11 protein-coding genes are annotated in these 15,120 nt (G+C 76.3%); 6 read left to right on the top strand and 5 right to left on the bottom strand.

Annotation, left to right across the window (positions count from 1 at the left end; all coding sequences use genetic code 11):
- Positions 1 to 84: 84 nt before the first annotated feature.
- The 4 genes from ACFC0B_RS21405 (at position 85) to ACFC0B_RS21420 (ending at position 7,670) form a co-directional block, all read left to right on the top strand.
- Positions 85 to 1,560 carry a hypothetical protein gene (locus ACFC0B_RS21405; protein WP_376087787.1) on the top strand — a complete coding sequence of 492 codons (1,476 nt, stop codon included), beginning with the start codon at positions 85 to 87 and terminating at the stop codon, positions 1,558 to 1,560.
- Positions 1,561 to 1,652: 92 nt separating this feature from the next.
- The gene (locus ACFC0B_RS21410; protein WP_376087790.1) at positions 1,653 to 5,024 is read left to right on the top strand and encodes a right-handed parallel beta-helix repeat-containing protein; all 3,372 of its coding nucleotides are present in this window, start codon (positions 1,653 to 1,655) and stop codon (positions 5,022 to 5,024) included.
- Positions 5,025 to 5,626: 602 nt separating this feature from the next.
- Positions 5,627 to 6,796, top strand: a complete 1,170-nt coding sequence (locus ACFC0B_RS21415) for a S8 family serine peptidase (protein ID WP_376087793.1) — start codon at positions 5,627 to 5,629, stop codon at positions 6,794 to 6,796.
- Between the two features lie 277 nt (positions 6,797 to 7,073).
- The gene (locus ACFC0B_RS21420; RefSeq protein WP_376087796.1) at positions 7,074 to 7,670 is read left to right on the top strand and encodes a sigma-70 family RNA polymerase sigma factor; all 597 of its coding nucleotides are present in this window, start codon (positions 7,074 to 7,076) and stop codon (positions 7,668 to 7,670) included.
- A gap of 301 nt (positions 7,671 to 7,971) precedes the next feature.
- Here ACFC0B_RS21420 and ACFC0B_RS21425 read toward each other — a convergent pair whose 3' ends face one another.
- Both ACFC0B_RS21425 and ACFC0B_RS21430 read right to left on the bottom strand, forming a co-directional pair.
- The gene (locus ACFC0B_RS21425) at positions 7,972 to 8,400 is read right to left on the bottom strand and encodes a hypothetical protein (protein ID WP_376087799.1); all 429 of its coding nucleotides are present in this window, start codon (positions 8,398 to 8,400) and stop codon (positions 7,972 to 7,974) included.
- Positions 8,401 to 8,687: 287 nt separating this feature from the next.
- Positions 8,688 to 10,286 (bottom strand): CehA/McbA family metallohydrolase, encoded by a 1,599-nt coding sequence (locus tag ACFC0B_RS21430; protein WP_376087802.1) that lies wholly within the window; start codon positions 10,284 to 10,286, stop codon positions 8,688 to 8,690.
- A gap of 192 nt (positions 10,287 to 10,478) precedes the next feature.
- On the opposite strand from ACFC0B_RS21430, the gene ACFC0B_RS21435 reads away from it, so the two are divergent.
- The gene (locus tag ACFC0B_RS21435) at positions 10,479 to 11,558 is read left to right on the top strand and encodes a polysaccharide deacetylase family protein (protein ID WP_376087805.1); all 1,080 of its coding nucleotides are present in this window, start codon (positions 10,479 to 10,481) and stop codon (positions 11,556 to 11,558) included.
- Between the two features lie 31 nt (positions 11,559 to 11,589).
- Here the strand turns inward: ACFC0B_RS21435 and ACFC0B_RS21440 are convergent, their stop codons facing one another.
- Together ACFC0B_RS21440 and ACFC0B_RS21445 are read right to left on the bottom strand one after the other, a co-directional pair.
- The gene (locus ACFC0B_RS21440; RefSeq protein WP_376087808.1) at positions 11,590 to 12,831 is read right to left on the bottom strand and encodes a sensor histidine kinase; all 1,242 of its coding nucleotides are present in this window, start codon (positions 12,829 to 12,831) and stop codon (positions 11,590 to 11,592) included.
- A gap of 19 nt (positions 12,832 to 12,850) precedes the next feature.
- Positions 12,851 to 13,435 carry a hypothetical protein gene (locus ACFC0B_RS21445; RefSeq protein WP_376087811.1) on the bottom strand — a complete coding sequence of 195 codons (585 nt, stop codon included), beginning with the start codon at positions 13,433 to 13,435 and terminating at the stop codon, positions 12,851 to 12,853.
- A 253-nt stretch (positions 13,436 to 13,688) separates the two neighbouring features.
- Here ACFC0B_RS21445 and ACFC0B_RS21450 point away from each other — a divergent pair, with 253 nt between their 5' ends.
- Positions 13,689 to 14,255: a response regulator transcription factor gene (locus ACFC0B_RS21450; protein ID WP_376087814.1), complete on the top strand. Its 567-nt coding sequence runs from the start codon at positions 13,689 to 13,691 to the stop codon at positions 14,253 to 14,255.
- 165 nt (positions 14,256 to 14,420) lie between these two features.
- On the opposite strand, the gene ACFC0B_RS21455 is transcribed toward ACFC0B_RS21450, so the two are convergent.
- Entirely contained in the window at positions 14,421 to 15,056 is a 636-nt protein-coding gene (locus tag ACFC0B_RS21455) for a 4'-phosphopantetheinyl transferase (RefSeq protein WP_376087817.1), read from the bottom strand.
- Between the last annotated feature and the right edge of the window lie 64 nt (positions 15,057 to 15,120).

Here is a 15,120-nt window from a genome sequence, read left to right on the forward strand (position 1 = left end):
TAGTGAGGGAGTGGGAGCACCCGAGGTCCTGTCGGCCGGGTGGTCCCGTCGACAGGGGACTGCATCCGAGGCCGAGGAGCTGCGGTGAGCACGAGTACGGGCGGGAACGGGGCTCGGGGCGGGGCGACGGGCATCCAACTGCCGTCGATGGAGTGGGAGATGGAGGAGGAAGCGGCCGCGCCGGCCGTGCCCGCCGCGTCGGCGGCCGCCTCCGCCGCTCCCGTGACGGCGGAGGCGCCGACCGAGCAGGTCGCCGTGCCGCAGTACGGGCCGGCCACGCCGGAGGGGCCGGCCGCCGCGCCGGAGGCCGAGCCCGGCCACGGCCCGGGGGAGGAGCCCGGGGCGCTGGAGCCCGTCCCCCTGGAGGCGGAGTACCCGGACGGTCTCGACACCGAGGAGCCGCACGGCCGTCGGCGGTTCAAGCGGCCCGCGCTGGTCGCCGCCGCCACGGCGGGCGTGGTGCTGATGGGCCTGCCGTTCCTGATCGCCGACGGCCCCGGCGGCGCCAAGGACAAGAAGGGCGACGGCCGCGGGGTGAACCAGGCGGACCACCAGCTCGTCGACGGCCCGCAGATCGACGAGGTCCCCCCGGCGCCCGCGCCGACCGACCCGCCGGTGACCGGTGCCCCGACCCCGCTGCCGACCGACGCGGCCGCGGGGACGGGGGAAACCGTGCCGGGGGTCGCCCTCACCCCGGGCGTTCCGGCGGAGGGCGCCGTGCCGCTCGTCCCGGGAACCGGTACCCAGGGGAACCAGGGGACCCAGCCGGGCGGCGCCCCGGTCGGGAAGGCGGCCACCGGCGGCGGCTCGTCGAACCAGCAGAGCGGCGGCGGAAAGACGGTGCAGCAGCCCGCTTCCGGTCAGCAGCCGGCCCCGCCAGCCACGGGTCAGCAGCCCGCCCCGCCCGCTTCCGGCCAGCAGCCGGCCCCGCCCGCCACGGGCCAGCAGCCCGCCCCTCCCGCCACCGGTCAGCAGCCCGCCCCGCCGCCGGCCACCCAGCAGCCGGCCCCGCCGCCCGCCGCGGCGAAGGCCACCTACAGCGCCGTGGGCGGCTCCAACTGCGGCACGTCCTCCGCCGCCTACGCCCAGAACGGCTGGTACGAGCAGGGCTCCACGGGCTGGACCAGCAGCTCGACGGGCGGCTACAGCGGTTCGGGCTGCAACGGCAAGTACGTGTCGATGCCGATGTCCGGGGCCGCGAACACGGACGACAAGGAGAACTCGGTGGTCTGGACGTTCTCCACCGCGCCGGTCGTGACGGGCACCTGCAAGATCTCCGTGTACGTGCCGAACAACTCCGACATCAAGGCCGTCGGCGGCGCGCCCGCGTACTACACCGTCCAGAGCTCCTCCACGCCGAACAGCGGCAAGATCGGCGAGTTCTCGGTCAACCAGACCACCAGCCGGGGGAGTTGGGTGACCGCCGGCGGAACGTACGCGGTGAGCGGCGGCAAGATCGCCGTGATGCTGCACTCGCGCGGCGTCGACTGGGGCGGGAGCGCCACCGACAAGGCGCACATCGCGGCCTCCGCCGTCCGCGCCGACTGCACCGCGTCCTGACGGCCCCCGATCCCCCCGCTCCACCCGCTCCACCCGCTTCACCCGACGATCGACGAACGACGATCGACGAAGACCCCCAGGAGAGGAAGGCCATGTCGCGCCATGTGCTGACGGTGTGCCCGGAGCAGCGCGGCGGCCCGTACCGCACGATCGGCGAGGCGCTCGCGGCGGCCCGCAGCGGGGCGGTGATCTCGGTCCGCCCCGGCCGCTACGAGGAGAACCTGGTCATCACCAAGATGGTCACCATCACCGCCGAGGAGCCGCGCGGCAGCGTCCGGATCACCGCCCGGCGCGGCTGCGTCGTCCAGGTGGTGGCCGAGGCCGTCCAGCTCACCGGCCTGGTCGTGCAGGGCCAGGACGAGGAGCTGCCCGCCGTCGACGTGCCGCGCGGGCAGGCCGCGCTCTCCGACTGCGAGGTGGTCGGCAGCTCCTGGACGGCCGTCCTCACCCGCCAGCAGGGCTCGCTCGCCATGCGCGACTGCCGGGTCACCAACCCGGCCGGCGCCGGCATCGTCGAGACCTCCACCGGCACCAGCGTGATCGAGGACTGCGTCATCGAACACCTCGGCACCTCGGCCGTGGTGGTCGGCGAGCGGGCCAACCCGCTGCTGCGCAACTGCGTGCTGCGCGACGCCCGGGGCAACGGCGTGTGCGCCAACGGCGAGGCGCGCGGCACCTTCGAGGACTGCGAGATCTCGGTCACCGACAAGCCCGCCGTCGCCCTGGAGGAGCGCTCCACCACCCGGCTGCTGCGCACCACCGTCCGCGACACCGCCATCGGCGTGTACATCAGCTCCGAGGCGCGGGTGGTGCTGGAGGACTGCACGGTCAGCGCCACCGCCGGCCACGGCATCGCGCTGGCCGGCGGCACCGACCCCGAGCTGCGCCGCTGCACCACCGCCCGCACCGCCGGCCACGGCATCCACATCACCGGCCGCTCGCGCGGGCAGTTCGAGCAGTGCGAGGTGTCCGGCGCCGAGGGCACCGGCATCTGGGTCGGGGAGTCCGCCGGGCCGGTGCTGACCCGCACCGTGGTGCGGGACTGCGGCGGGGCCGGTGTCGAACTGGCCGAGGAGAGCACCGCCGACATCGACCGGCTGGAGGTCCGGGACGTCACCGGCCCCGGTGTGTCGATCGGCGGCGGCGCCAACCCGAGGGTCCGGCACCTGACCGTCACCGGCGCGGGCGCCGACGGCGTCGAGGCGCTGCGCGATGGCCGGGGCCGGCTGGAGGGCGTCGAGGTGGTGGACGCCGGGGGTGCCGGGCTGCGGATCGCCGACGGCGCCGACACCTTCGTCGGCGCGGCCGTGGTGCGCGGCGCCCGGGGCACCGGGGTCCTGGTCGGCAAGGTCGGCCGGGCCGCGCTGCGCGACTGCGAGATCAGCGGCTCCGGGGAGGACGGCCTCGCGGTCGACGACGGCGGCGAGCTCACCTGCACCCGGGTCCGCAGCCACGGCAACCGCCGGCACGGCGTGCGGATCGGCGCCGGCGGGCGGGCCGTCCTGGCCCAGGTCGACGCCGTGGAGAACATCGGCGACGGCGTGCGGCTCGACTCCACCGACGCCGTCCGCCTCACCGGCTGCACCCTGTCCCGCAACCGCGGCTCCGGCCTGCGGCAGACCGTGCCCGGCGAACGGCTCGCCGTCGAGCAGCTGACCAGCGAGGAGAACGGCCTGCCCGACGCGCACGGCACCGCGACCGCGGCCACCGGCACCGCGCGCGCCGACGGCACGTCCGCCCCGGCCGAGGAGGGCGGCCCGACCGCCGAACCCGGTGCGGCCGCCGCGGGCCCGGCCGTCCCGGCCGCGCCGCCCGGCCCGCTGGAGGTGCTGGAGTCGCTGGTCGGCCTGGCCGGGGTCAAGGAGCAGGTGGCCACCCTGGTCAACCTCAACAAGCTGGCCCGCCGCCGCGAACTGGCCGGCATGCCGGCCCTGCCGATGAGCCGCCACCTGGTCTTCGCGGGCCCGCCCGGCACTGGCAAGACCACGGTCGCCCGCCTCTACGGCGCCATCCTGGCCGAGCTGGGCGTGCTGCGCAGCGGGCACCTGACCGAGGTGGCCCGGGCCGACCTGGTCGCCTCGATCATCGGCGGCACGGCCATCAAGACCACCGAGGTGTTCCAGCAGGCGCTCGGCGGCGTGCTGTTCATCGACGAGGCGTACACCCTCTCGGCCGGGTCCGGCTCCGGCTCCGGGCCCGACTTCGGCCGCGAGGCGATCGACACCCTGGTCAAGCTGATGGAGGACCACCGCGAGGACGTCGTGGTGATCGTGGCCGGCTACTCCGCCGAGATCGGCGACTTCCTGTCCTCCAACCCGGGCCTCGCCTCGCGGTTCAGCCGGACGGTGGAGTTCGCCAACTACGAGGTCGACGAGCTGGTCACCATCGTCGAGCGCGCGGCCTCGGGCCACGGCTACGAGCTGGCCGAGGGCACCGGCGCGGCGCTCACCGTCCTCTTCGAACGGATGCCGCGCGGCGAGGACTTCGGCAACGGCCGCTCGGCCCGCAAGGTCTTCGAGGAGATGGTCGACCGGCAGGCCACCCGGCTCGCCGAGCAGGCCGAGATCAGCGACGAGGACCTCGCGCTGCTCGTCCCCGGGGACGTCGGCGTCGACCTCGAACCGCCCGCCAAGGAGGCCGACGGCACCGAGCCGCTCGCCGAGCTCCAGGCCCTGGTCGGCCTGCCCGCGGCCAAGGCCCAGGTCGAGGACCTCGTCAACCTGATCCGCCAGGTCCGCCGCCGCGAGGAGGCCGGCCTGCCGACCGCCACCATCAGCCACCACCTGGTCTTCGCCGGCCCGCCCGGCACCGGCAAGACCACGGTCGCCCGGCTCTACGGGCGGCTGCTCGCCGAACTGGGCGTGCTGCCCGGCGGCCAGCTCGTCGAGACGGCCCGCGCCGACCTGGTCGGCCGCTACGTCGGCCACACCGCCCAGCTCACCAAGGAGGCCTTCGACCGGGCCCGCGGCGGCGTGCTCTTCGTCGACGAGGCGTACACCCTCACGCCCCGGCACGGGGGCGGCGGCGACTTCGGCCAGGAGGCCGTGGACACCCTGATGAAGCTGATGGAGGACCACCGCGACGAGGTGGTGGTGATCGTGGCCGGCTACGAGGACGAGATGCGGCACTTCCTGTCCTCCAACCCCGGCCTCGCCTCCCGGTTCTCCCGCCAGATCGACTTCGGCCACTACACGGACGCCGAGCTGGTGACCATCGTGCGCAACCACGCCGATTCCGCCGGGTACGCGTGCGCGCCGGAGACCCTGGCCGCCCTGGAGCACCTGTTCGCCGCCGTCCCGCGCGACCGCACCTTCGGCAACGGCCGCTTCGCGCGGCAGACCCTGGAGGGCATGATCACCCGCCAGGCCGGCCGCCTCAGCCGCCTGGAGGTCGCGGACCTGTCGGAGCTGAGCCTGCTGCTGCCCGAGGACATCGCCGTGGACCGCTCCGGCAGCCCGGTATGACCGCCGGTGCTGCCGGCGTCGCCGGAGCCGGCGGTGCCCCTCGTGCCGCCGGAGTCGCCCGTGTTGCCGGGGCCGCCCGCGGCGGCGCCGCGGCCGTCGGCGGCCTCGCCGTCCTGGCCGTCCTCGCCCCGATGGCTGCCGCCGGGCCACCGGTGGTCGGTGGGCCGTTCGTCGGTGGGGCGGCTCTGGTCGCGCCCCCGGCGGCTGTCGGGCCGTTCGCCGATGGGGCGGTTCTGCCCGGGTCCTCGGCGGTCGGCGGGTCGGCCGCGGGCGTGTCGGTCGGTGGTGCGGTCTCGGCGGGGTTTCCTGAGGCCGTTGCCGGACCGCCGGGCGCGGCGATCCGGCCGTCCGCTGCGCCGGGGTCGGCCGGGTCGGTCGCCGCCGGTGCCGCTCGCCCCGGATCGCCGGTGGCTGCCGGGCTCGGCCCGCAGGTGTGGTCCCCGTCCGCCCCCCACGGCCGGGCGGCCGCGGGCGGGGCGACCGTTCGACGGGCGTCGGCCGTGGCGGCGCAGGGGCGGCCCGCTGCCGAGCCGACGCTGCGGGATGCCACGCCGGTGCCGGCCGCCGGGGGGGCGTCGCCGGGGGCGGCGGAGCTGCCCGCGATGGGGCAGACCGTGTCCGACGTGCGGCAGAACGGGTGCCGCAAGCCCTCGGGCAAGGTGGCCGACCGGGCCGGGTGGGCGCAGGCGTACCTGCGGCCGGAGGCGGTGTGGCCGTTGAGCCGGGGGGCCGGGGTGACGGTGGCGGTGATCGGGTCAGGGGTGGACGCCTCGGCCGGGGCCGGGACCGGCGCGCTGGCCGGGCGGCTCGGCCTCGGGCCGCGGCTGCACGGCGAGGGCGACGCCGGCCGGGACTGCGTCGGCCACGGCACCGTCCTCGCGAGCCTGATCGCCGGCCGCCGGACGGCCGACGGCGCCCCGTCCGGCCTCGCGCCCGGGGCGAAGGTGCTGGCCGTGGCGGTCACCGACGACGCCGGGAGCACCAGCGCCGACCTGCTGGCCCGGGGCATCCGCGCCGCGGCGGACGGCGGCGCGCGGATCGCCGTGGTCGCGACGCCGGTCGCGGAGGCGGCGCCGGTGCTGGCCGAGGCGGTCGCCTACGCCACCGCCAAGGGCATGCTGCTGGTCGCGCCGGTGGGCCCGGACGGCCAGTCGACCGCGGCCCCGGTGTATCCGGCGGGCTACCCGGGTGTGCTCGCGGTGGCCGCGCTCGGCGCCGACGGCGCCCCGGCGGGTGGTGCGGCGTCCGCCGAGTCGTCCGCTGCGTCCGCCGCGTCCGCCGCCGGCTCGGCCGGCACCGGTGGGCGGGCCTCGCGGGTGGACCTGGTGGCGCCCGGTGAGGCCCTGCTGGCCGCCGGGCCGGGCGGCGGCACCTTCACCGCCTCGGGTCCGAGCTACGCCGCGGCGCTGGTGGCCGGGGCGGCGGCCCTGGTGCTCGGCCGGTCGCCCTCGCTGACCGTCGACCAGCTCGCCGAGCGGCTGCGGACCACGGCCTACCGGCCCGGTACGGCGCTGCCCGATCCGGCGGTCGGCTGGGGCACGGTGGACCCGATGACGGCCCTGGCCGCCGGGGGTTCGCCCACCGCCCCGGCGGCCGACGCCGGTGCCCGGCCCGCTCCCGAGCCGGTCGTCGTGCCGCCGCCGGCGGACCGTTCGGCCCACCGGCTGGCGTCGGCGGTCACCGGGGTGAGCCTGGGCGGCGCGGTGCTGGTCGGCCTGGCCGCGGCCGCGGTGCGCGCCGGACGGAACCGGGGCGGCCGCCGCCCGGAGTGAGGCCTCCGGCCGGGTGACGGCCCCGGCCGGTCGCCGCCCGGCCCCCGGCGGCCCCCGGCGGCCCGCGAACGCGCCCCCAACGTCGCGCCAACGCCGCCGTCCGCGTCCGCGTTGGCCCGCCGTTGGCGCCGGCTGCAAGCGTGGCAGCGCCCGGGGAGAGCGGCCCGTACGCCGTGGCCTGCCCCCGCGCGCCGAGACAGCGATCGACCCAGGTACCGACCGTCGACCACCGACCGGGTACCGACGAATGACGAATGTCGTAAGGGGCTCAACAGCCGTGGCCATCGACGCTACCGCCCACGCCGGAACGACCACCGAGGACGCCGGGGGGCCCGTCGTACCGGCGCCCGCCCGGCCCACCCTGGACCAGGACACCCTCGCCGAGCTGTACCGGCTGCACGGCGGCTACCTGCTCCGGGCGATGCTCCGGGTGACCAGCGGCGACCGCGGGAAGGCCGAGGACATCGTCCAGGAGACCCTGCTGCGCGCCTGGCAGAACCCGGCGGCCATGCACCGCGGACCCGAGCACAGCGGCCCCTGGCTGTTCACAGTGGCGCGCCGGATCGCCATCGACCACTACCGGAAGGCGGCCGCCCGCGCCCAGGAGGTCTCGGGGGATGTCCCGGAGGACCGCGCCGGCGTCCACGACCCGTACGACGAGGTGCTCGTGGCCCGGGACATGGCGGTGGCGATGGCCGAGCTCCAGCCCCACCACCGGGACGTGCTGGTCGAGTTGCACATGAAGGGCCGGTCGATGGCCGAGGTGGCCCAGCTGCTGAGCGTGCCGCTCGGCACGGTCAAGTCCCGCAACTTCTACGCCGTCCGCGCCCTGCGGCCGATCCTGGAGGCGCACGGCATGGCCGGGGCGGGCTGACGGGAACCGGGACCGGCCGTGGAAGTGGAGCGGAATGAACCGTTCCTGACCCGCCGTCCGTAGTTCAGGGTGGCGGCACCGCCACCGGCGCTCGTCCCCCGTACGGGCGCCGGGCCGACGGCCGCCCCCGGTGTCCGCCCTTGTGGGAGCGCGGACACCGGGGCGCCCGGCCGCAGGGGCGGTCCGCCGGTCACCCCCGGACCGGCGGACCGCCCCCTTCCCGTGAACCGCGTGAACCGCGTGAATCGCGTGAACCTCGTGACCCCGGGCCGCCCCGTGCACCGGGGCGGCCCGCCCGGGGTCACCACCCCAGCAGGTACGCCCCCCGCCGCAGCCCGGCCAGCACCGCGTCGGCCGTGACCTCGGCGTCCTCGGTGGCCGAGCCGTCCGTCTCCGCCACCGCGCCCCCGTTGAGCACCACGTAGTGCAGCGCCGCCCCCGTCGCCCGGCTCTCCCGGCGGAAGGTGTCCAGCGCCGTCGGCGCGACCGAGCCCTCCACCACCACCTGGTAGCCGCCCGAGGCGAACGCGAAGGCGGCCTGCGCGGTGGCCGCCAGCGCGGTCACGTTCTGCCGCCGCGCCTCCGGCCGGTCCGCCTCCACGTACCCCTGCCGGACCGACCGCCGGAAGTCCTCCGCGCGCAGGTGGACGCTCGGGAAGAGCGCGTCCGCGACCAGCGGGGCGACCGCGCCGCTCCCGGCGCCGGCGGCCGGGTCGGAGAGGACGACCACGCTGCCCGCCCCCCGTCCGCCTCCGAGCTCCGGCCCACCTACGGTCGTACGGTTCACAGCTGCTGATCCCTTCGCGGGCCGGGGACGGACGGGGAATGGGGGGCGGGACGGCCGGAAGGCGTGCGGGCGAACCCGTACATACGGACAGCCGACCGTCTCGTCATATGAGTGACTGCTGTCGGAGATCAACCTAGTCCACCGCACGCCCCGAAGTCCCCTCTCCCCGGACCTCCCGCCACCCCCTCGCCGTCCCCTCGCCGTCCCCCCGCTTCCCGGCCGCCTCCCCGCTACCTCCGCGCCCGCAGCACGATCGGATTGGTCAGCGCCGCCATCGGACCCCACGGCAGGTCCGGGCCCATCGAGTTGCCCCGGCCCGGGGTCCCGTCCGCCCTCGGGTGCCGGACCTCGGCCCGGACGAACGCGGCGAGCGAGGCCGTGGTGCGCCACACCACCGTCCCGGCGCCCTCGGCCGGCAGCGACTCCTGGTGGAGCTGCCCCTCGTCGGTCAGGAACCGCACCGTGCCGTTCGGCACCCCGGAGACGGCGAGCCGGACGTCCACCGGCGCGTCCGCCGGCACGGCCAGCTCCTCGCCGATCCCGGCCTGCCGGCCGCCGCCGGTCGCGGTGAACTCCAGCTGGACGGCCGCCGATTCCGCCAGCCAGCTGCGGCCGGCGCGCAGGCCGGCCAGGACGGCGTCCCGGTTCAGGTCCTCGGCGAACACCACCGTGTGCGGCGAGCCGATCACCTGCGGGACGCTGTGCGCGTCGCTGTTGCCGATCGCGGGCAGCCAGGACCGCCCGTCGCGCAGCGCCACCGCCAGCCGCGCGTCCCAGGTGTCCACCGCCGACTCGTCGTCGTACGTCCACGGGCCGTTCCACACCTCGACGGCGTCCGCGTCCTCGTACCCGAACTTCCACTGGCAGGCGACGTACGGGCAGTACGGGTGTGCCGGCACCACCAGCCCGCCCTGCCGCCGCACCTGGCGGGCGAACCGGGGGAAGGCCTCGTCGCGCGAGCGGTAGCGCCAGTCGACGAACTGGCCCGGCCGCAGCCCCAGCGCCAGCCAGTGGCCGTTGCGGGTGGTCACCTCCTCGCCGAGCACGATCAGCAGGTCGGGCCCGGCGAGCGGGCCCCACACCCCGTGGGAGGAGGTGGTGTTGTGGTCCGTCGACACGATGAAGTCGAGCTTCGCCTCGCGCGCGCCGGCGGCCACCTCGGCGGGCTGGCGGCGCCCGTCGGAGTGCACCGTGTGCAGGTGGCAGTCGCCCCGGTACCAGGCCCGCCCGCGTCCCCGGGCGCGCTCCGGCGGGTAGGCCGGGGTGAACTCGCCGCCCGGCGCGCCGAACCGCAGCGTCACGTCGACCCGGTACTCCAGCCCCTGCGGCGCCACCTGGTAGGGCCCCAGGACGACGTGCCACCGGCCCGGGCGGATCGCGCCCGGCAGGTAGCCGGGGGTGGCCTGCTCCCGGCTCACCGCGAACGACGTCCGGAAGCCGCCGGACCAGCCGCGGAAGCCGCGCCCGCCGAGGTCGGTGCCGCGCTCGTCGAAGAGCCCGATGTCGCAGGAGTTGCCCGGGGTGCCGGGCGGGACGGTCGGCTTGTCGTACTGATAGGAGACGGCGATCTCGCGGACGCCGGCCGGGACGTCGAAGGGGAGGTGGACGAAGTCGGGGGAACCGGTCGGCAGCTTGCCGGTCAGCGTGATCGTCCGCTCGGTGCCCGCCCCGCCGTCGCCCGCCCCGCCGTCGCCCGCCCCGCCGTCGGCCGCCTGGGCGACGCCCGCGGTCGCCGTGGCCGCCGCCACCGCCCCGAGCGCCCCCGCCGCCAGCAGTCCGCGCCGGCCCAGCCGCGCCGCCGTGCCGTCCTCGTGCCTGTCCTGCGCCATCGGAAGCCTCCGCTCTCGCCGGGATGTCAGCGGAGTCTCGTACCCTTCCCGGTGAACCTCCGGTGAGCCGGGCCCCACGGCCGTGCGGCAGCCCCGTGAAGGCCGCGCCCGCTTGCACGGGCGGCCGCGGCGGCTCTGAATGGAGGGGCGTGGATCGGTGGTCCCTGACGGTCGGACAGGTTCGGAGCTCTCATGGCACTCAGTCGGCGGACCCTCCTGGCGGCCGCGGCCGGCACCGCCCTGGCCGGCTGCGCGCCCACCCCGGCCGCCCCGCCCGCCCGGCCGCCGACGGCCGCGCCGCCCACCGGGGCCCCGTCCTCGGCCGCGTCGGCGTCCGTCGTGCCCGTGCCCTCCGCCACCCCTTCCGCGTCGGCCACCTCGTCCGCGCCCGCCCCGCCGTCGGCCACCCCTTCCGGGTCCCCCTCACCCTCCGCATCCGCCGCACCGTCCGAGGTCTCCTCCGCGTCGGCCACCCCCTCCGCGTCCCCCGCGCCGTCCGAGGTCCCCTCCGCGTCCCCCGCGCCGTCCGAGGTCCCCTCCGCGTCCCCCGCGCCGTCCGCCGGGCTGCCCGCCCGCGCGGCCGTCACCGCCCGCTACGCCGGTGCCGTCCCCACCGCCTGGGGCCTCGACGTCCCCGGCGTGCTCACCACCCTCCCCGACGCCGCCCCCGCCATCGCCCTCACCTTCGACGCCTGCGGCGGTTCCGGCGGCTCCGGCTACGACGCCGCCCTCGTCGCCACCCTCCGCGCCCACGGCGTCCCCGCCACCCTCTTCCTCAACGCCCGCTGGATCGACGCCAACCCCCGGGTCTTCGAGAACCTCGCCGCCGACCCCCTCTTCGAGATCGCCAACCACGGCACCGCCCACCGCCCGCTCTCCGTCACCGGCCGCTCGGCCTACGGCATCGCCGGCACCCGCGACCCGGGCGAGGTCTACGACGAGATCGCGGGCAACCTGGCCGGGCTCACCGCCCTCCTCGGCCGCCCGCCCCGCTTCTTCCGCTCGGGCACCGCCCACTACGACGACGTCGCCACCCGCATCGCCGCCGACCTCGGCCAGCGGATCGCCGGATTCAGCACCAACGCCGACGGCGGCGCCACCCTCCCCGCGGCCCAGGTCCAGCGGGAACTGACCGACGCCGCACCGGGCGGCATCGTCATCGCCCACATGAACCGGCCCGCCTCCGGCACCGCCCGCGGCGTCGCCGCCGCCCTCCCCGCCCTGCTGGCCGCCGGCCGCACCTTCGTCCGGCTCTCCGACGCCTTCCGGTAGCCGCACCGCCGGTGCGGGGCCGGTGGCCGGCTCACCGCGGCACCGGCGCCGCACCACTCGTCGTGGACACCGGCAGCGCCGCCGCCACCCGGAACCCGGGCCCGTAGGGCTCCGCGCTCAGCAGCCCGCCGTACAGCGCCACCCGCTCGCGCAGCCCCAGCAGCCCGTGCCCGGTCGACAGTTCCGGGTGCACCTCGGCCTCCCCGCCCGGCGGGCGCCCGGCGCCGTCGTCCACCACCTCGATCAGCAGCGCCCGGTCCCAGGTGATCCGCACCACCGCGCGGGTCCCGGGGCCGGCGTGCTTGGTGATGTTGGTGGCGGCCTCCTGGACCAGGCGGTAGGCCGTCTGGCCGACGCTGTCGTCGACCCGCAGCGGCGTGCCCCTGGTCTCCAGCGAGATCCGGACGCCGGCCTTGCGGACGTCCGCCAGCAGCCGGTCCAGATCGCCCAGCCCGTGGGTGTACCCGTCCTGGGTCGCCGCCTCCGAACTGCGCAGCAGCCGCAGCATGTGCCGCAGCTCGGCCATCGTCGACCGGCCGAGGGCCTCGATGTGCGCGAACGCCTCGCCGCGGGCCGGGTCCTCCAGGGCCGTGGCCCGCGCCGTCTCCGCCTGCATGACGATCACCGCGACGGCGTTGGCGACGATGTCGTGCAGCTCCCGGGCGATCCGCACCCGTTCCTGGGTGACCCGCAGCCGCGCCTCGGTGACCTCCTCACGGTGCCGCTGCGCCTCCGTCCTCGTCGCCAGGCTCCACCGCGCGAACCCCCACACCAGCAGGGTCACCGGGACGTAGAACGCGATGTTCGCGACCAGCACGGGGGTGGTCAACGGGCCCTCGTAGTCGCCGATCGTCTCGGCGATCGCCATCCCCATCGGGACGAGGCTGAGGACCAGCACCGTCACGGCCACCCGTTGCCGGTACTGCGAGGCGACGGTGTAGAGGGCGATGTACAGGCCGAAGCACGGGGTGTAGTCGAGGGCGTTGGCCCACGACAGCAGGTCGGAGGTGACCGCGATCACCCACACCGCGGCGAAGACCGCCAGCGGACGGCGGCGCCGCACGACCAGCGCCAGCGCCTCGGCGAGGGCGAGCAGCAGCATGCCGATCCGCTGCTTCCAGTCCGCCCACGGGGCGACCAGCGAGCCGAAGTAGAGCAACTCCGGGATGATCGCCGTCACCGCCAGCGCGGTGTCCTGCAGCCATACCGACCGCAGCCACCGCGCCGCCCCCGGCCGCCGCGCCTGCCCCCGCTCCTGTGCGACCGCTGCCATCACGACCCGCCGCCCCGGTTCACGCCGCCGCCGAGCCGATGCCCGCAGCCTTTTGCGGCGGCGCCTTGCAGCAGACCCGGCTGCTGCAGCAGGTACCCCGTGCGTAGTCACTGGCACTCCCGGCGACCCCGGTGCCGGACTCGGAGGCCTTGAGCCACCAGGTGTCCGGCGGACCGGCCTGCTCGGGCCGCACCACCCGGAAGCCCAGTTCGGCGTACGTCGCCCACTGGTCGCCGTGGTTGTGCAGCAGGGTGTCGGCCAACCGCGCACTCGTGGCCTTGACGGCCACCACCGGGAACGGTTCGTCCCAGACCAGGGTCAGCACCGCCGCCGCCGTGGTGATCCCGTCGCCGTTGAGTGCCGTGATGCTGACGCCGCCGATCGGTACCACGACCGCCTCCTCGCCGCCTCCCGGCGACGGCGAGATCCGGGCCGTGAACCTCCGCCACGGATTGGCCAGCGCCTCGGGCGGATCGGGCACCAGAACCGTCGCCGTACTGGTCAGCAGCCCGTAGCCCAGCCGCTCGCCGACCACCCCGCCGTTCTCCTGAGTGTGCACACTCACCGCCAGCGCGGGGATACCGCTCACAGAATCGTTACTCATGGTGACACCTCGTGATCATCTCCGCCCGCGTTCCAGCGCTGCGGGCGACCTACCCCCACCCTCCCTCCCCCCTTGTCCCAGGAGCATGAGCCTCCGGCCCCACCTCTGCCCCGACCTGCGAACTTTCCGGCTCCGGTCCCATCCGGTGACGCTCCGTCATGACATTTGTCACGGGCCGCCCATGAGAAAGTTGACTACCCTCGGTGAGTACACGCACTTCTGTCACCCCGGGGCCGCTGAGAGGCTGAACCGCATGACCGAGCGCCTCCCCACCCTCCGCGTCCTGCTGGCCGACGACGAGCCCGGCCGCCGGGCGGTGCTGGCTGCCCTGCTGGCCCTGGAGGAGGGCCTCACCGTCGTCGCCGAGGCCGACTCCGCCCCGTCCGCGACGGCCCTGGCCGTCCGCCGGCGACCCGACGTCGCCGTCCTCGCCCTGCGCTCCCCGGCCCTCGACGGCGCACCGCTCCCGCCCTGCCCGACCGTGATCATCACGACCCACGACCGCCCGGGCGACCTGCGCCGCGCCCTGCGCGCCGGCGCCCGGGGCTTCCTGCCGCGCGGCGTCTCCGCCGCCCACCTCGCCCAGGTCGTCCGCACCGTCCACGCCGGAGCCCGCTACGTCCACCCGGACACCCTGGCCCCGGACACCACCGTCCTGACCGCCGACGAACTCGACATCCTCGACCTCGCCGCCACCGGCACCCCCACCACCCTCCCCCCGGTCACCGTCCGCCACCACCTCACCACCGCCGCCACCAAACTCGGCACCCCCCACCCCGCCGCCACCCTCCACCACGCCCGCCGCCACGGCTGGATCTGACGACCGCCCGGCGATCAGCGGATCGGGCTGCGCCGCCGCGCTTCCCGCAGGTCGGCTCGAAGATCGAACCCGCGGGCTTCGCGGACGGACTCCTCGCCGGCGACCCCCTGCCGCACGGGCGCGCCGTGGGCGCCGGCAGCGACGGACGCACGGGTGGCGGGGCGCCTACCGCAGGACGGTGATGGCCGTGGCGAGGTGGCCCTCGTGGACGCGCCAGCGGCCGGAGAGGGTGGGGAGGGGGGAGGGGACGAGGAGGGTGGCGGTGAAGGTGCCGTCGGGGTGGAGGGTGAGGTCGGCCTCGGAGAAGTCGAGGAAGCGCTGGGTGAGCGGGAACCAGGTCTTGTAGACGGATTCCTTGGCGCTGAAGAGGATGCGGTCCCAGGGGACGTCGGGATGGGCGGCGGTGAGGGCGGTGTTGCGCCGCTGTTCGGCGGGGAGGGCGATGGCGTCGAGGACGCCTTCGGGGAGGGGGAGGGCGGGTTCGGCGTCGATGCCGACGGAGAGGACCTCCTCGGCGCGGGCCACGGCGGCGGCGCGGAAGCCGGCGCAGTGGGTGAGCGAGCCGATGACGCCGTCGGGCCAGCCGGGGGCGCCGCGCAGGCCGGGCAGGAGGGGCCGGTACGGGACGCCGAGGCGGGTCAGGGCGAGGCGGGCGCAGTGGCGCACGGTGGTGAACTCGCGGCGGCGGGATTCGACGGCGGGGGCGATGACCGCCTGCTCCTCGGGTTCGAGGCGGGCCTCGGGCGGGTCGGAGTAGGCGGTCTCGACGACGACGGGCACGGGCAGGATTTCGCTGATCACTGTTCCCCCGGACAGGACGGACGACGGATGACACGAGCCATCCGGAGGATAGCGTGATGATCGG

The organism is Kitasatospora sp. NPDC056184 (assembly GCF_042268405.1).
Classification (GTDB): domain Bacteria; phylum Actinomycetota; class Actinomycetes; order Streptomycetales; family Streptomycetaceae; genus Kitasatospora.

Coding starts and splice junctions, on each gene's coding strand:
- ACFC0B_RS21410 (WP_376087790.1), top strand. CDS start 1,653: ATGTCGCGCCATGTGCTGACGGTGTGCCCGGAGCAGCGCGGCGGCCCG.
- ACFC0B_RS21415 (WP_376087793.1), top strand. CDS start 5,627: ATGGGGCAGACCGTGTCCGACGTGCGGCAGAACGGGTGCCGCAAGCCC.
- ACFC0B_RS21430 (WP_376087802.1), bottom strand. CDS start 10,286: ATGGCGCAGGACAGGCACGAGGACGGCACGGCGGCGCGGCTGGGCCGG.
- ACFC0B_RS21435 (WP_376087805.1), top strand. CDS start 10,479: ATGGCACTCAGTCGGCGGACCCTCCTGGCGGCCGCGGCCGGCACCGCC.
- ACFC0B_RS21440 (WP_376087808.1), bottom strand. CDS start 12,831: ATGGCAGCGGTCGCACAGGAGCGGGGGCAGGCGCGGCGGCCGGGGGCG.
- ACFC0B_RS21445 (WP_376087811.1), bottom strand. CDS start 13,435: ATGAGTAACGATTCTGTGAGCGGTATCCCCGCGCTGGCGGTGAGTGTG.
- ACFC0B_RS21450 (WP_376087814.1), top strand. CDS start 13,689: ATGACCGAGCGCCTCCCCACCCTCCGCGTCCTGCTGGCCGACGACGAG.